The sequence below is a fragment of the Rickettsia montanensis str. OSU 85-930 genome (assembly GCF_000284175.1).
Taxonomy (GTDB): domain Bacteria; phylum Pseudomonadota; class Alphaproteobacteria; order Rickettsiales; family Rickettsiaceae; genus Rickettsia; species Rickettsia rickettsii.
The window spans coordinates 1,165,188-1,181,446 of the sequence record NC_017043.1 but is presented as its reverse complement, the minus strand read 5'-3'; the positions used below and the strand labels follow the sequence as shown (position 1 = coordinate 1,181,446).

The following is a 16,259-nucleotide window of genomic DNA, read 5'->3' as shown; positions in this document are numbered from 1 at the left end:
TTATTGTTATGTTATGCGTCATAATTATGAGACATTATATATCAATGAAAATATAGATCAAATACTTGACGTATTGGATAAACATATAGCAAATTTACCGACTAAAATTTCCAATCAAACAGATTCTAAATATTGGACATATGATATAAGTTGCCGATGTAAGTTTGCATTGGAAACACACTAATTGGCTAAAGATACTTAATTTCTTTAAAGAAGATCCACGTGCTAAAGCAACTTTTGCTACTAAATGTGTCAATCCTAAATTACTTAATTTTAATCCTGAAAACAAAATAAGGATTAGATTTAGTTTGATGCCGGCAAGAATGAGTGAGATATTAGAGCCAAAAACGAGTCCAATTATCGAGAGAATAAAAACGGTGAATATTTTTATTGAAGCAGGTTACGAAGTTCATCTAAACTTTGCTCCTATTATTACTTATGAAGGCTGGCTTACCGAATATGCAAAGTTATTTGAAGATTTAGCTCCATACATGATAAATAACCAATATAAACCGTTTATAAAAGCGGAATGCATATTTTTAACGCATAACGATAAGCAGCATGAAAGAAATATTGCCTCAAATAGATTAGAGAGCGAAGCTTTAATTTGGCAACCAAATATACAGGAAAATAAAGTAAGCGAATATGGAGGCAAGGCGGTACGTTATAAAGCCGGTATTAAGAGTAGTTTTATCCAACGATGGAGTGTGTTGCATGACAGGTTGCTCCCATGGAATAAAATACGATATATATTCTAACTCTTCCTACTTATCAAAATTACGAAACAAAAGCATAAAATTTAAAAATTACAGTTATAAATAAAAAATCACTTGCATGAAAATAAACTTATGATATGTTTTTTCACGTTGGGTTTCAATTTTATCTTCCACAAAAGTAACCCAACACTATATATCTCTCAGCTAATAGTGGATACAGTGTTAGTTGAGTACAAAAGTAAAAATATAAAAAACAAGTAAAATATCGAATAGGCAAAAAATCGTTTAGCTTGTTTGTTATCAGGGGTGTCATAGAATAAAGAACCGGCATAATATAGAAATACTACTCCAAGAATACCAGAAATTATTAAATATATCAAATTATTCATTCCAATAAAAAAAGGCATTAGCGAAACAATAAATAAAAGAATACTGTAAATTAGAATTTGTTTTTTAGTATATAAAGTCCCTTTTACTGCAGGCATCATCGGTACTTTACAGTTTTTATAGTCATCGTTACAGAATAAAGCAAGAGCCCATGAATGCGGCGGCGTCCAAATAAAAATAATCAAAAATAATATAATCGACTCTAGAGATATAGTATTGCTTACCGCTGCATAACCTATCACAGGAGGTAATGCTCCCGATACTCCGCCAATAACGACATTTTGTATAGAACAACGCTTTAACCAAATAGTATAAATACAGATATAATAAAAAATAGTGAATAGCAGTAAAAAGGATGCAAGTAGATTAACACATAAAGCCATAAAAAATACTGCAAAAAATCCCGTTATCAAACCAAAAGATAAAGCTTCATCAGATTCTATAACTCCTCTTACTATCGGTCTTTTTTGGGTACGTTTCATTAAGCTATCGATGTCTCTATCGTACCACATATTAATTGCCCCTGCACTACCTGCCCCAAGAGCTATGCAAACAACTGCAATACCAGCAATAAACGGATGCACGGAATAAGGAGCAAGCCACATACCTACAAAACCCGTAAAAATCACAAGCGACATTACACGCGGTTTCATAAGTAAAATATAGTCTTTAACAGTACTTTGTGAATGATTGATTTTACCTAAATTGATTGGTCTTACTAAAGAATTCATATGAAATATTTTTTAATTAAATATAAAAAGTTTTAGGTTAAAAATCAATGATTGACTTTGATGCAAGAAATGTATATATTTTTTTGTAATTCAAATAATAAGTTAAGGATATTATCAGTGACAAAAATTGTTCGTTCTAAATATAAAGCTAGTAGAAGACTTGGAGTAAGTCTATGGGGTGATAGCAAGGATGCTTTCAATACACGAAATTATCGTCCCGGGCAACATGGGCAGAATGCCATGATTAAAACTTCAGATTATGGTTTACATTTAAAAGCTAAGCAAAGATTGAAATGCCACTACGGTCGTGTCACTGAAAAACAATTTAGAAATATTTTTGCACTTGCTCAAAAAATGAAAGGTAATACCGGTGAAAACTTCATTGGGTTACTTGAAAGTAGACTTGATACGGTAGTTTATAGAATGAATATAGCTCCAACTATTTTTGCTGCAAGACAGTTAGTTTCACACGGACATATTAAATTAAACGGTAAGAAAGCCAATATCGCAAGCATACGACTAAAGGCAGGCGATGTTATAGAAGTTAAAGAATCCGTAAAACAAATACCGCTTATCCAAGAATCCGTTTCAAAACAAGGTCAAACAACACCGGGGTATTTATCATTTGATGTGCCTTCATTAACCGGTAAATATTTAAGAGTTCCTGCTCTTTCTGATGTCCCATATCCTTTTGAAGCAGAAGTGCATTTAGTAATCGAGTTATATTCTCGTTAATAATTACAAAAAGGCAGATTTTATTTATCTGCCTTTTTACTTTCTTCCCTACACCTACATTTTTTCTTTATACTATAATACAACTTATCACCTAATTCAGCAGCGTTTGTTAAAGATAGATTAATTAAGAATTTAACGTCTGAGCTAAGAAAAACTGTAATTTTTGACGAAGCAAGGAAGTATAAAAATGCTAATTTTTAGCATTTTTTTATTATTTTTATGGAGTGCCACGCTACTTTCAATCGCTCGAAAGGTATTGCTGCGTGGATCAGTTTTTCAGTTGTCATCCAGCAACTTGATCGCGGGATCCAGTTAAAAATACTAACATTATTAGCATTTTTAGTTGTTTTTGGATACCGTGGTCAAACTACGGTATGACACCGAGTGCCTTTTTCGATACACACAACAACGCCCGCTCACGATGACGATATCTATTTTTAATAAATAATGCTGCTTCTACCTTTTCCAAGAAGTTAGCATATGAAACGCATTTAATAATTAGCGATATAACTGGTTTTATTGTAAATGGGACAACAGGAAGCAGTCTTTTTGTTTCGGCAACTCTTGCTGATGAAATCTTAATAACCGAAGGGTTTTAGATTTAATTGAAGCATACATAAATAGTAGTTTTATTAACTATACCGGAAATGATGGCAATACATTAATTGCATTAACCTTACTCATACAGGACCCTAATGCTGCTATAGGACCTCTTGTTCCTCAAGGAGCAAAAATCAGTATTTTATGGTGTGGGAAAAATATAATAAGCACACTATTCCAATCATATAAAGCTTCTTTAACACAAAATACTCAAGATTTAATCGAACAAAAAGCTTTAGAACTGTTACTAAACGAGGAATATAAAAGTAAAATCTTAGGATTAAAGGATATAGAAGCTATTACTAATAATTTATTTAATAATCTTAATAATACTTTCACTATTGGAATTTTACAATTAGGGAATTTAACCACTCAAAAAATTATACAGCTTATTGCATTGCAATATATAATGAATTTAGTTCCAGGAGCTATTATATTTAATGAGTTTGAAAATATTAAGCAAGGAGTTTTAAATATTTTTAAATATATTATATCAACTGGATATTTCTTACAGGCAAGAAGCAGAGAAAATTAACGAAAATAAAGCTTTTATAGTAAGAAATATATCCTCTAATACTTCAAATATCTTGTTAACTGATTCTGCATGCCAAGCAACTTAAAGCTAAAAAAGAAATATCAAAGAAAATGTTGTTTTTAGATAGCACAAAAAATACTATAACTACTATACTAGACATCTCCGATAAATTCATAAAATCACTTTACTATATTTATAAAGTAAAAAATGGAGAGATTACGCCTGAGCAAGCTCTACTACTTAATCCTTGGCTTGAAACTTTAAAATCATTCTTAACAAGTGCCTAATTAAAAATAATCTTTAGTGGAGCAGTTATATCACAAGCGAGAATTACAAAATTAATAGAGGCAATTTCTTCTGAGAATAAAAAAGGAATAACATGGTCTACTAATGATACAAACGATGAACTTGTAATTTCTGATTATAACCTAATTATAGAAGAAAGAACTATTTTGAGTTTTGAAAAATTAGTATTCACACTAGGAGCACATTATCTTCTTTCAGCTTCCTCAGGAAAAGGCAACACTACTTTTTTAAAGAGTTTAGTCAATTGTATTGCTGATCCATGCCATAGCGTTGGTGAAATTTCCATACCTACCCATTATCAAAATCCAAAAATAATATTTATTGATCAGAATAGTTACATACCTGTTTAATCTACTTTATTTGAAATAATAACCTCCGGCCTTGATCAATCATTAAAAGTAATAAGCAATTATTAGAAGCAAAAATTAACACACTATTTATAAAATTAGATCTAGGTACATTAATTACACACTTAAGTGATAAAAATTATGATGTAATAAATGCACCAAGTGGCAGTCAAAAGAAAAAAATTGGAATCATTAAAGCTATAATTTCAAACCCTAAAATATTAATTTTAGACGAGGTATTTGCTAATCTTGATAAAATATCTATAGAAAATGCACAACAAACTTTAAAAGAATTTTTACCGGAAACTTTAATGCTTGTAGTGCATCATGACGGTAAATCTCATGACTATAATAATTTTTATGATCAGTATATAAATCTTGAAGATTTGTATGCTGAAATAAAATTATTAGGAGAATAGCTATTCTATGCAACCCTATATGCTTGACTACTTTTCATTTATCATGAGTATATACTAAATCTAGATGTTCAATTATGGGAGTTTTTTAAGATTTCTTTATAGATTTCAAGGTTTTTTCTTAGCATCAGATCAAGAGAGAAATTATTAATTACCGTATGTCTTGCCGCTTCTTGGATTTTCTTAGCAGTATCAGTACCTAAAATCGAGAAACAATAATCGATTTTCTGTGCTAACGCTTTGGCATTATTTGGTTCTACGTGGAAACCAGTTATATTATTATTTATTGTCTCTACTGCCCCACCGATATTAGTTGCAATAACAAGCTTCTCCATCGCCTGCCCTTCTATAATAGTACGCCCGAAAGCTTCAGGCTCGATTGAGGCAGAAACGATAATATCGGAAATCCCATATAGGTTTATTATATCCGAATCATTACCGAAAATTTGAATTTTATTTTGAAGTTTTAGATTAGCTATAAGCTCTTTTACTCTATTAGTAAAATTGGGATGCCTAGATATATCACCGACCATTAAACAATAAAAGTCTCTATGTTTTAATTTACTTAATGCTTCTACTAGAACAAGATGTCCTTTCCAGCTTGTCATTCTAGAAGGCATTAATATTATCGGCATGTTACTCGGTGCATCATATTTATCACAACATTTTTCAAGTTTTTCCGGCGTTAAATTTGCAGGATCGAAATAATCACAATTCACTCCACGCTCAATTACTACTATTTTATCTTCATCAATTTTATAGTTTTCGAGCAAGTGTTGTTTTACAAAATTAGACACGGCAATAACTTTCTTACCTTTTAGCATTATGCTATTATAATATTTTTTAAAACTATTCGGAATATTATAAACCCCATGAAAGGTAGTCAAAAATTTAGCATCTGTCCATTTTGTTGCTAGATATGAACTCCATGCCGGTGCTCTTGATCTTGTATGAACTATATCAACATTATATTTTTTGATTATTTCTGCTATCAATTTTGCATTATTCAGAATTACAAAAGGATTTTTACTGCTACTATTCATTTCAATATGCAGTATATCTTCCTTATCTAACTCTTTAACTAGAGTACCGCCTGCTGAAATTATGATAGGAGTATGACCGAGAATTTTAAGATATTTTGCAACTTCTATAGTACCTCTTTCAACCCCTCCCGAAACTAGAGCAGGAACTACTTGCAAAATAGTATATTTATTGTATCGTTTACTTGACTTTAATGAAGGCATTAAATCTCAATCTATTAAAATAATTATTTAAAATGCACAAGCTTTATAATAAAACACAAGACAAATTTATTGTCTATGATAATTATAGAATAATTAATACAAATATTCCATCTGTAATTTTTTTACACGGCTTGATGTCTAGTATGCAATCAACTAAGGCTATCTATTTAATAGATTATTGTAAAAAAAACAATTATAATTTTATTGTTTTTGATAATTTCGGCCATGGGAACACATCGGGCCAATTTAAGGATCAAACAATTAGTGATTGGTTAGAAGGAGTATCACTAATTTTAGACAAATTAATTAATACGGAGGCGATATTAGTAGGTTCGAGCATGGGAGGATGGCTAGCACTCCTTGCGGCTTTAAGATTTCCTGATAAAATAAAGGGACTTGTGTGTGTAGCCCCTGCTCCAGATTTTACTGAAAATATTTGGCAAAATATATCTCTAAATGATCAAAATAAGATGCAAAAAGAGGGAATACTAGAAGTAAGCGGTAAAAATTGTGAGCATAAATATCCTATAAGCTATAAACTGATAGAAGATGCAAAAAAACATTTATTATTGACAAAGAAACAGATTGATATAAATATACCGGTACATCTAATTCATGGGATGTTAGATGAAGACGTGCCTTATAATGTTTCAGTAAAATTATTAGAAAAAATAACGAGCAAACAAATAGTAATGAAGCTAATTAAAGACGGTCACCATAATTTATCTAGAGAAGAAGATTTAAAGGTAATGACAAATTCCTTAGAAGAAGTAATTAGACTCTTAAGTAATATTAAATAAACAATAAATATGTATAGCAAAATAAATAAAGTTCATGATTTTAAAGAAGTTATAGAAGCGGTAAAACAAGCCGATAATACTAGCTTGGTGCTTTTTGATGTAGATGAAGTAATTGTAATGGATAGTGATGAATCTAGGTTAACACATGATTATAGAAAAGAATTAATGAAGAACATTGAAAAAAGACTTACTAGAAAAGAATGTGAATTATTACTTAGTATTGTTCTTAAAGATAGGACAGCTAGATTTGTTAACCCAGATATCTTAACGATATTTGCTCTACTTACAGAAAAAAATGTACCGGCAATGGGTCTTACTAAACTTCCTACCGGTAAATTCGGCGTAATTGAAGATATGATCGAATGGAGAATTCGTGAACTCACTGAATTAAAGGTAAATTTTCAAGAATTTTCACCTTTAGAAGATGAGATAATAATAGAAGATTTTAATGCCGGCTACGGTAAACCCACATTAAAAGACGGAATAATTTACACTGCGAAATATGATAAAGGAAGCATGCTTGAGTATGTATTACGAAAAACAAATTATTATCCACAATCAATAATATTTATCGATGATATAGAAGAAAATTTATTATCATTACAAGAAATTTGTAAGAAACTAAAAATTAACTATCAAGGATTTGAGTTTACCGGTTCTGCTATCGTTCCTGAACCTGTTCTTGATGCACAATTAGAAAAAATTAGATTTGAAATTCTAGAAAAAGAATATAAATGGTTAACGGATGAGGAACTTAAAAAGCATACTTTGTCATCTAGTAGCTTGTCCACAGTATCCAGCTAAAAATATCACAACAACATACACTTTTAGTTGCTTTTCCTAGATGCCGTGGACAAACTACTAGATGACACCTATTCACCTTAGAGTATAATTATGTCTGCAAAACTTATTGTTCTTTTTACCTTACTTATCTCACTTTCTACTATGGCAAGTAAAAAGGAAGAAGAAAAAATTACAGGAGTAAAAGCAACTAAAGTACAAATTGCCGAACTTTACGACATATTTAATATTGTAGGACAATGCCAGAATGATAATAGTCGTGATTATTATGCTAATGCCACCGGAGTAGTTGAACAAGTCTCAGCACATCAAGGAGAAATAGTAAAAAAAGGGGATATATTGCTAGTTATAGATAAAAACATAGCAGAAACCACCAAATCTAGAGCAGCAGCGTTATTAAATACAAAACAAGAAGATTATAATAGAAAAGAAGCTTTATTCGCTAAAAAATTTGTAAGCAACGAGGAATATAAAAGGTCAAAAAGCGAGCTTGAAGATGCAAAATTTAATTACTCCAAAGCTCTAAAAACATATAATGATATGATAATTACTGCACCCTACTCCGGTAAAATAGGCGTAATTAAGTCTATGGTCGGCGATGAAGTAAAAATAGGTGACTATCTTTTTAGCATTATCGGAACAGAAAATTCACAAAGTATTTTTATTGAATTGCCGGAGTCTTTAAGCGGAAAAGTTGGAGTCGATACTGAAGTTTTAATTGCAGGAAAAATTAAAAGTAAAATCGGGGCAGTATCGCATTACTTATCAGATAATGGTACTTTAACAGCTAAAATTATTTTACCTATGGGTACAAAAATCCTGCATAATAGCTTTGTAGATGTTAAGCTTATAATTAACCCTCATAAAAACCTAACCGTTCCTGAAAGTTGTATTCAACGAAATAATCAAGGTAATTTTATTTATAAAATAGACGGTTATACGATAAAACAATTATATGTAAAAATCGGTACACGTACAGAAGGTCTAATTGAAATTATCTCTGACGATATTAAAGCAGGTGACTTAGTCGTTACCGAAGGTATGACTAAAATTGGTGACGGCTCAAAAGTTAAGATACTTGAGGAATAGTTATTTATATATGCTTTTTAAGCCATCTCTGTATTCTAGAGATTGTTGCACGTATTCCTTCTTGCCTTATAGAAGTAATAGTTAATAAAATCAAAATTTTTGTCACAAAGCAATAGGTTCGTATTTTTTGAATTACATAGTTATTTTTGAAAAAAGAAATATTACTTTTTTTATAGTCTTCATTGTTGTTTTCTAGTAATCTTAATTGTGTAACAGCTGCTAATAACAAATTAATAGTAAACGGACTAAATTTACTTAAATAAGAATCATTAAGAACATAAGAAGTAATATTTATTAAACCTACTGAATATTTATTTGGGTCCATAAACGTATTAGTACCACCGCTAATTCGTACTTTAGACAATTCTTTGTCTATACCGCCTATTGAGTTTTTACTAGCAATAGATATCCATAAACAACAATCTTCACCGCTTCTTATATTTTCAGGAAATAAATTTTCTTGGAATAATGTCAAAGTTCCCATAACTGTCGGCATTGCTATTGGACAAGTTTGTATGACTTGAGGAAAAACATTGCCACTAAAAAACCCGGAATGAACAGATTCTATATATTTTCCTTTTTCATTTATTTTTTGATATGAAGTATGAGAAAATATAAAATTATTTTCTTCCATAAACTTTAATTGGATTTCTATTTTATCCTTATAAAATAAATCGTCCGAATCAAGGAAAGCAATATATTTTCCTATAGCATTTTTAATACCTAAGTTACGTGCGGCAGCAGGTCCTTCATTTTTTTTATGAAAATATTTTATTCTTTTATCTTTTTTGCATATTGAAGTTAATTCTGATATATCATCAGTCGACCCATCATCTATTATAAGTATCTCAAAATTTTTGTGTGTTTGAATAAGTACACTTTCTATAGCTTCAATTGCCCAATTTATTCTATTATATACCGGTATAATAACACTAATTTTAGTATCATTTAGTACTTGTTTAGCCATAGTATTTGCTAAATCACAGGCTTTTTTATACGGAGTATTATTGGATAAAAAAGTAGCTGTACGAGTTAAAAATAAATAAGGAGAACCTTCCATTTTGATCATTTCTTCTTCTGTTAACTCGTGAAGAAACGATGACCATAATACATTACATTCTTCGTTATGATTTGATATTTTTTTACTACCTTGCTCTGAATGAAAACGAGATTTAATTAGGATAGATTCGTCAAAATGAATAGGGGCAACACGGAAAATTTTAAACCATAAATCATAATCTTGCGTTGTCGGTAAAGCCTCATTAAATATACCGACTTCATGAAAATATTTAGCAGGAATCAATAACGAACAACCATGTATTAATCCTCGTAATAAAGGCAATAAAGAAATATTAAGTTTATTTATAGGTAGCACACTATCCGGTTTAATATAACGTAGAAAGTTGCCTTTTTCATCGATTAATTCATAACCACCGTAAATGATAGTATCTTTATTATCTAATTTATTTAATATGTCAACTTGATGCTCGATTTTATTAGGATAATATATATCATCATGGCTAAGCCACGAAAAATATTCCCCTTTCATGTTTTTTATACCGTAATTTAAGGCCGAACCACAACCTCCGTTTTCTTTATGAAAATAGCGTATTTTATCACCATATGATAATGCTACACGTTCTGTCTCTCCATTATCTTTTGAACCATCATTAACAACAATAATTTCAATATTTTTGTAAGTTTGTGCTAAAGCACTATTTATAGCTTCTTTCATATAATTAGCCCCATTATAGACAGGTATAATAATAGAAACTAAAGTATGATAAATATTTAGAGGTTTATCTTTGCTAGTTGTCATAACTTTTAAAAATAATTTATAAAATGTTAGTTTTATTGTTTAAATTTTCTATAGAGCTTTAGAAAAATAGATTTTTCTTCTTCACTAATAATTAAAATAAACTAATTATTAGTGAAGTTTATTTTTAAGAATTTTTATTTCTTCTAAAGCATTATTTAGCTCTGTTACAGTATTATTTAATTTCATAGTTTAAGTTTTTCTCTTCGCTATTTTTAAATGCATCTCTAGTTTGCAGAAATTGTTTTAATACATCTTGGGATTGCAAACCTAGCTTTTCTAAAAATTCCGGAGTCCAAGCTGAGATTGGATAGTTAAATAATTGTTTTATAGGCTTTAAATCTGAGTTACTAGATATACAGATTATAGAATTAGGAGGATTTTTTCAGAATGCGTGTCGTTAGTTACACCATCTACTCCTTCATAAAAAAAATTCTTTGTTCGGATATGATTCAAAGTCTTTTTCAGTAATTCAATTAACTAAATGATGTATATTCCCTTCCGGTTCATTAAAAGGTGCATTTACTATTAATCGTTTTTTATATTTAAGATTAAGTGCTAGATTTAACCAATCTTCAATATGCTCAAGTGCATGTCGTAATACAATATAATCATATTCTTCTGCCTTTTTAATAAAACTAACTAAATCAGATTTAATATATTGTATATTAGATGCTCCATAATTTTGTTCAGCATAAATTATAGATTCTTTACTGATATCTATTGCTGTAATTTCTACTCCTAATATATCGCTAAGCATGAAAGTTCCGTGTCCCGTTCCACAACCTATATCTAAAATTTTTATTTTTTGATTTAGCATTAATGGGCTATTAAGTATATCGGCTTCTATAATTTTTTTAAAAATCTTATAGCTACTTTTATGACGCATTACCTCTCAAACATCATAAGTTTCCCCAGGAATTAATCTTTCTCCATCATTATAAATTTCTTCTAACATAAATTATTTAAACTATTATAATTTGAATAAATATTCGGCAATAAATGCAGCAGGGTTTTCTACAGGATCAAGCATCCTTTTAAATTGATTTCTGCCATTACTATTTTCATGATAAGGTAAATAATGATTTTGCTTAATAAATTCTATATAGTTAATAATATCTTGCGGCTCATAAGCAAAATACATATATTTTTTTAATTCTTTAGATAGAGCATTGCTATTAAATTCATTATTCCAACCATTACTTAAGTAAATTATAGGCTTATCGGCAACTACTACTTCAGCAAGAGATGAAGTACCGTCACTTATTACAATATCTGACACCATTATATCATCCAGTAACGACCTGAATGCATGTGCAGAAACAGTAACATTCTTTAAAGAGTTAAATCTACTTAATATATTATCCATATCACTTTGGCTTAAGTAATTTTTACCGACCGCATAGGTAAATAGTGTAACATGCGGTCTTATAATAAAATGAATATTAGGATGTTGTAATGCATAATTATAGAAAAAATAGTGATAATTTAAGAAAGTAGAACCTCCTTCATATAAATCTCTATTTTTAAATGATAATTCCCATCTAGGAAGCCATAAAATGGTTTCCGAGTTTGGTTTTTCTTTAATATTATAATTTCTTACTTCATAGTATGGTTGATAACCTGAAACAATAACTCTATCCTTAGGAAATTTATAATTACTAATAAAGATATCCTTTGTACTTTCTGAATCAACAAATACCGTCTCTATGCAACTTGATAACTTATCATCATCAATATTTTTTTGATGAAAGATATGCGGACCATAGACTATATACATAATTTTTGTTTTAGTTCCTCTAAAGCTCTTATACAAATTAGCAGCCGTAAAAGGTTCTGATATATAGCCTTGAAAATTTTCGTAAGGGTTTTGCGTAAAGATAAAATCCGGCTGATAATTTTTTAGTTCAGAAATTTCACATTTTGTATTAACATTTGAATAAGAAGCATACTTACCGCATGGATATATCACATCTTGTGTATCAAATTTACTAATAAACCCGGTATCTATTCCTCCTTGAATATTGGGATGAGGATGAGGTACTATTACAATTTTGACATCATGACCTATTTTTTTCATCTCATTATACATTGCGTATACGCCTTTGCCGCCGAATGTCTCTGTACTAACAAGGAAAACTATTTTTTTATAAGAATTTTCTTTGGAATAGCAAAAAGAAGATATAAGAGTTATTAGTAAAAAAACACATAAAGTGTTAAGTTTTATTAATTTAAAGAATTTCATGTTTTTGATATGATAATAATGAATAGGATTACTTTTTAAACCATACTGTACGGTTAACATAATCCACATAACTTAAAACTATACGTAATATCTTCTTTGATACAAGTCCTGCTTCTGCATAATCCGGCACGATATCTTGCAAGCGTTTATTATTCTCGTGTTCTGCCGTAATAGCTTTCACCGATTGTAGTACCCGTTCAGCCTTAAAACCCGACATAATAAGCGTTCCGGCGTCCATACCTTCAGGACGTTCATGTGCTTCTCGAATATTTAAAGCAGGTAAATTAAGTATAGAAGCCTCTTCAGTGATAGTACCGCTATCGGATAAAATACAAAATGCATTCATCTGAAGTTTGACGTAGTCCGTAAACCCGAAGGCCGGCAAAAATCTTATTTTATCGCCAAGTTCTTTAAACCCCTCTAAATCCTCAAGCCTTTTTTTAGTCCTTGGGTGTGTTGAGAAGATTACAGGAAAATTATACTCTTTAATAAGCGTTTGTAAACTACTTAATAATTCTTTCAGATTATTTTTGACATCAACATTTTCCTCACGATGTGAGCTAATTAAGAAATATTGCTTTGTGGTAAGTGACAATTTATCTAAAATATCAGACTTTAATATTTTAGGCATAAAGCGATCAAGGACCTCAGGCATATGCGAACCTGATTTAAAAATAAGCTCAGGCGGTAAACCTTCGAAAATTAAATAACGTCTTGCATGCTCGGTTAACGTAATGTTAACGTCACTAATATGATCAATGATTTTACGGTTTATTTCTTCAGGTACACGCTGATCAAAACAACGATTTCCCGCTTCCATATGAAAAATCGGAATTTTACGGCGTTTAGCGGCAATTGCCGATAGACATGAATTAGTATCACCGTAAAATAAAACGGCGTCGGGCTTTTCTTTCTCAAGTACTTCATCAACTTTTTCGATAATAAACCCGATAGATTTTGCCGTATTATCTGCTGCTACTTCTAAGAAATAATCGGGTTTTCTAATTCCCATATCATCAAAAAAAACCTGATGTAATTCATATGCATAATTTTGACCGGTGTGAACTAGGATGTGATTAGTATATTTATCAAACTCGGAAATCACGCAGCATAGTTTAATAAGTTCAGGACGAGTACCGACAATCGTCATTACCTTAAGCATTTTTTAGCTCCTCTTGTACGTAATCAAGAGTCAGTAATAACTCTTTTACTTCTTCTAAATTTAAACGTTTTGTATTATGGGAAGTGTAATCCTCTAAAAGTGCTACTTTCTTTTCACCTTCAACAAAATATTTTGCATAATTAAGATCGCGCCCGTCCATAGGAATACGGTAATAATCCCTTAAATCATCAGCTTTTGCCATTTCTTCTGATGATACTAATGATTCGTAATGTTTTTCGCCGTGACGTGTACCGATAAAACGTATTTCATTTTTGCTATCGAATATATCTTGTAACGCTTTTGCGAGTACTTCAATTGTGCTTGCCGGAGATTTTTGTACGAAAATATCACCCTGATGACCATGCTCAAACGCATATAAAACTAAATCCACCGAATCTACAAGCGACATTAAAAAACGTGTCATTGACGGTTCTGTAATGGTTAATTCCTTACCTTGTTTTATTTGATTGATAAAAAGAGGAATTACCGAACCTCTAGAAGCCATAACGTTACCGTATCTAGTGACGCAAAGCACAGTCTCACCTGGAGAACGCATACGTGCTTTTGCTATTGCTAACTTTTCCATTAATGCTTTAGATAATCCCATTGCATTAATTGGATATACAGCCTTATCGGTACTCAGTACAATAACTTTTGTAACTTTGTTATTAATAGCAGCACTTAAAACATTTTCAGCACCTAAGACGTTAGTATTTATTGCTTCCATAGGATAAAATTCACAAGTCGGAACCTGCTTTAAAGCAGCGGCATGGAATACATAATCTACACCGTGCATTGCCTCATCAATACTTTTATAATTGCGTACGTCACCGATATAGAATTTAAGTTTCGGATTATTTAAAGCAATACGCATATCCTCTTGCTTTTTTTCATCTCTACTGAAAATACGAATTTCCTTAATATCGTTAATAATATCGGATTTAAGAAAACGAGAAAGCACCGCATTACCAAACGAACCGGTGCCTCCTGTAATCATTAAAGTTTTATCTACAAACATTATATATAAATACCTATTTTGTTATTATTCATTCTGTCATTGTGTCAATCGAGGAACACTCTAAGGTAGTCATCCTGTGGCTTGTCCACAGGGTCCAGTTATAAAAAATACAAACATAAAAAGCTCGATTTATCTCACTTTATGCTGGATTCCGTGTACAAGCCTATAGTACTGGACATTTTTCTTCTATGTCATTCCCGCGTAGGCGGGAATCCAGTAAAGCACAGCTTTTTTTTAAAAGCTTTACTTAAAAAAAACTATATAATAAAAAATCTTTAAAATGAAAGATTTTTTATTCTGGATCCTCGCTTTCGCGGGGATGACATTGAGATCTTTTTAAAAACTGTCCAGTACTATAGGACAAGCCACGGGATGACAAAAGTGGACAAACCTACACTCGCAATGACAATTTACTTAAACTCACACATACGCTTTACAAGCTCACGCCATTCAGGAGGCGCATATCCCGTCACCTCATTAAAACGAGTGCTATCTAGTGAGCGATCTATTACAAGCTCATCTGACGGAATAATATCGATTTCTTTATTATATATTTCTGCTACTAATTTTAACAATTCTAACTTATTAATCGGTTTTGAGGCAACATGATAAAGCCCGTGCAACTCTTTATTAGGTAACACAAAATCCCTTATTATTCTTGCAAACTCTACTGTCGGGAATCCTGAATAAATAGCTTTCTCAAACCCTTTCACTGAACCTTCTGCACTTAAAAACCAACTGATTAAGCTTCTATTGCCTGCTAGCTCATGACCTATAATGGAAGTACGCAATGTGATAGCATGCGGATAATCTACCTCACCAAGAAATTTTGAACGACCGTAAAGGTCATAACAGTCAGAAAAATCGCTTTCCTTATAATTACCTTTTTTTCCTGAAAACACACAATCAGTACTAATATGGATTAACCTTGAATTAGCTAGTTTACATAAATTAGCTAGCCTATGAGGCAGCAAACTATTTATCGGTAATGCTTTTAACGGGTCATTAGCATCTGCCAATTGTTTTACAAGCCCTATACAATTTATTACTATGTCGGGTTTTGTTTGATTAAATACCTCAACTAACGAATCATGGTTCTCAACATCTACACTTGTAATTAATTTATCGGATAAATCCTTAGAAAAGTAAGAACGAGCTGAATTATTTCGGGCTGTCGCAAAAATGTCAAATTTTTTATCACTACTTAAAAACCTGAATATGCTATTACCTAGCATACCGGTAACACCTAAAATTAATATTTTCATAGTATATTTTATTTATTTTTACCGAATCGGTTCTATCATAAATAAC

Annotated in this window: 16 protein-coding genes; 8 read left to right on the top strand and 8 right to left on the bottom strand. The window is 31.0% G+C overall.

Annotation, left to right across the window (positions count from 1 at the left end; translation table 11 throughout):
• Positions 1–164 precede the first annotated feature (164 nt).
• On the top strand, positions 165–758 hold the full coding sequence (locus MCI_RS06365; protein WP_410526311.1) for a spore photoproduct lyase family protein: 594 nt from the start codon (positions 165–167) through the stop codon (positions 756–758).
• A 158-nt stretch (positions 759–916) separates the two neighbouring features.
• On the opposite strand, the gene cyoE is transcribed toward MCI_RS06365, so the two are convergent.
• Entirely contained in the window at positions 917–1,834 is a 918-nt protein-coding gene (gene cyoE / locus MCI_RS06360; protein ID WP_014410159.1) for a heme o synthase, read from the bottom strand.
• Between the two features lie 117 nt (positions 1,835–1,951).
• Here cyoE and rpsD point away from each other — a divergent pair, with 117 nt between their 5' ends.
• The 4 genes from rpsD (at position 1,952) to MCI_RS06340 (ending at position 4,776) form a co-directional block, all read left to right on the top strand.
• Positions 1,952–2,569 (top strand): 30S ribosomal protein S4, encoded by a 618-nt coding sequence (gene rpsD, locus MCI_RS06355; protein ID WP_014410158.1) that lies wholly within the window; start codon positions 1,952–1,954, stop codon positions 2,567–2,569.
• Positions 2,570–3,578: 1,009 nt separating this feature from the next.
• The gene (locus tag MCI_RS10380) at positions 3,579–3,704 is read left to right on the top strand and encodes a hypothetical protein (protein ID WP_269479125.1); all 126 of its coding nucleotides are present in this window, start codon (positions 3,579–3,581) and stop codon (positions 3,702–3,704) included.
• A 110-nt stretch (positions 3,705–3,814) separates the two neighbouring features.
• Positions 3,815–3,991: a hypothetical protein gene (locus MCI_RS06345; protein ID WP_014410157.1), complete on the top strand. Its 177-nt coding sequence runs from the start codon at positions 3,815–3,817 to the stop codon at positions 3,989–3,991.
• Positions 3,992–4,668: 677 nt separating this feature from the next.
• A complete protein-coding gene (locus MCI_RS06340; RefSeq protein WP_014014165.1) occupies positions 4,669–4,776 on the top strand; it encodes a hypothetical protein in 108 nt (35 codons plus the stop codon).
• 68 nt (positions 4,777–4,844) lie between these two features.
• Here the strand turns inward: MCI_RS06340 and MCI_RS06335 are convergent, their stop codons facing one another.
• The gene (locus tag MCI_RS06335) at positions 4,845–6,017 is read right to left on the bottom strand and encodes a glycosyltransferase family 4 protein (RefSeq protein WP_014410156.1); all 1,173 of its coding nucleotides are present in this window, start codon (positions 6,015–6,017) and stop codon (positions 4,845–4,847) included.
• A 32-nt stretch (positions 6,018–6,049) separates the two neighbouring features.
• On the opposite strand from MCI_RS06335, the gene MCI_RS06330 reads away from it, so the two are divergent.
• The 3 genes from MCI_RS06330 to MCI_RS06320 all read left to right on the top strand — a co-directional run bounded on the left by MCI_RS06330 (position 6,050) and on the right by MCI_RS06320 (position 8,707).
• On the top strand, positions 6,050–6,817 hold the full coding sequence (locus tag MCI_RS06330; RefSeq protein ID WP_014410155.1) for an alpha/beta hydrolase: 768 nt from the start codon (positions 6,050–6,052) through the stop codon (positions 6,815–6,817).
• A gap of 9 nt (positions 6,818–6,826) precedes the next feature.
• Positions 6,827–7,621 (top strand): DUF2608 domain-containing protein, encoded by a 795-nt coding sequence (locus MCI_RS06325; protein ID WP_014410154.1) that lies wholly within the window; start codon positions 6,827–6,829, stop codon positions 7,619–7,621.
• 87 nt (positions 7,622–7,708) lie between these two features.
• Positions 7,709–8,707, top strand: a complete 999-nt coding sequence (locus MCI_RS06320; RefSeq protein ID WP_198002898.1) for an efflux RND transporter periplasmic adaptor subunit — start codon at positions 7,709–7,711, stop codon at positions 8,705–8,707.
• Between the two features lie 4 nt (positions 8,708–8,711).
• Here the strand turns inward: MCI_RS06320 and MCI_RS06315 are convergent, their stop codons facing one another.
• The 6 genes from MCI_RS06315 to MCI_RS06290 form a co-directional block, all read right to left on the bottom strand.
• The gene (locus tag MCI_RS06315) at positions 8,712–10,526 is read right to left on the bottom strand and encodes a glycosyltransferase family 2 protein (RefSeq protein WP_014410152.1); all 1,815 of its coding nucleotides are present in this window, start codon (positions 10,524–10,526) and stop codon (positions 8,712–8,714) included.
• Positions 10,527–10,995: 469 nt separating this feature from the next.
• Entirely contained in the window at positions 10,996–11,343 is a 348-nt protein-coding gene (locus MCI_RS06310) for a class I SAM-dependent methyltransferase (RefSeq protein WP_332248946.1), read from the bottom strand.
• Positions 11,344–11,496: 153 nt separating this feature from the next.
• Positions 11,497–12,837, bottom strand: coding sequence for a hypothetical protein (locus tag MCI_RS06305; RefSeq protein ID WP_014410150.1), 1,341 nt, complete (start codon positions 12,835–12,837; stop codon positions 11,497–11,499).
• Complete coding sequence (gene wecB, locus MCI_RS06300; protein ID WP_014410149.1) at positions 12,797–13,930, bottom strand: non-hydrolyzing UDP-N-acetylglucosamine 2-epimerase; 1,134 nt, start codon at positions 13,928–13,930, stop codon at positions 12,797–12,799. The genes MCI_RS06305 and wecB overlap by 41 nt, the downstream gene beginning before the upstream one ends.
• Positions 13,923–14,948, bottom strand: coding sequence for a UDP-glucose 4-epimerase (gene capD / locus MCI_RS06295; protein ID WP_014392092.1), 1,026 nt, complete (start codon positions 14,946–14,948; stop codon positions 13,923–13,925). The genes wecB and capD overlap by 8 nt, the downstream gene beginning before the upstream one ends.
• Before the next feature lie 410 nt (positions 14,949–15,358).
• Positions 15,359–16,213 carry a dTDP-4-dehydrorhamnose reductase family protein gene (locus MCI_RS06290; RefSeq protein WP_014410148.1) on the bottom strand — a complete coding sequence of 285 codons (855 nt, stop codon included), beginning with the start codon at positions 16,211–16,213 and terminating at the stop codon, positions 15,359–15,361.
• Between the last annotated feature and the right edge of the window lie 46 nt (positions 16,214–16,259).

Excerpts from the sequence above, each read along its gene's own strand:
- MCI_RS06325 (WP_014410154.1), top strand. The coding sequence starts at position 6,827 with ATGTATAGCAAAATAAATAAAGTTCATGATTTTAAAGAAGTTATAGAA.
- MCI_RS06315 (WP_014410152.1), bottom strand. The coding sequence starts at position 10,526 with ATGACAACTAGCAAAGATAAACCTCTAAATATTTATCATACTTTAGTT.
- MCI_RS06335 (WP_014410156.1), bottom strand. The coding sequence starts at position 6,017 with ATGCCTTCATTAAAGTCAAGTAAACGATACAATAAATATACTATTTTG.
- capD (WP_014392092.1), bottom strand. The coding sequence starts at position 14,948 with ATGTTTGTAGATAAAACTTTAATGATTACAGGAGGCACCGGTTCGTTT.
- MCI_RS06305 (WP_014410150.1), bottom strand. The coding sequence starts at position 12,837 with ATGTGGATTATGTTAACCGTACAGTATGGTTTAAAAAGTAATCCTATT.
- MCI_RS06340 (WP_014014165.1), top strand. The coding sequence starts at position 4,669 with ATGCTTGTAGTGCATCATGACGGTAAATCTCATGACTATAATAATTTT.
- MCI_RS06345 (WP_014410157.1), top strand. The coding sequence starts at position 3,815 with ATGTTGTTTTTAGATAGCACAAAAAATACTATAACTACTATACTAGAC.
- MCI_RS10380 (WP_269479125.1), top strand. The coding sequence starts at position 3,579 with ATGAATTTAGTTCCAGGAGCTATTATATTTAATGAGTTTGAAAATATT.
- cyoE (WP_014410159.1), bottom strand. The coding sequence starts at position 1,834 with ATGAATTCTTTAGTAAGACCAATCAATTTAGGTAAAATCAATCATTCA.
- wecB (WP_014410149.1), bottom strand. The coding sequence starts at position 13,930 with ATGCTTAAGGTAATGACGATTGTCGGTACTCGTCCTGAACTTATTAAA.
- MCI_RS06290 (WP_014410148.1), bottom strand. The coding sequence starts at position 16,213 with ATGAAAATATTAATTTTAGGTGTTACCGGTATGCTAGGTAATAGCATA.
- MCI_RS06330 (WP_014410155.1), top strand. The coding sequence starts at position 6,050 with ATGCACAAGCTTTATAATAAAACACAAGACAAATTTATTGTCTATGAT.
- MCI_RS06310 (WP_332248946.1), bottom strand. The coding sequence starts at position 11,343 with ATGCTAAATCAAAAAATAAAAATTTTAGATATAGGTTGTGGAACGGGA.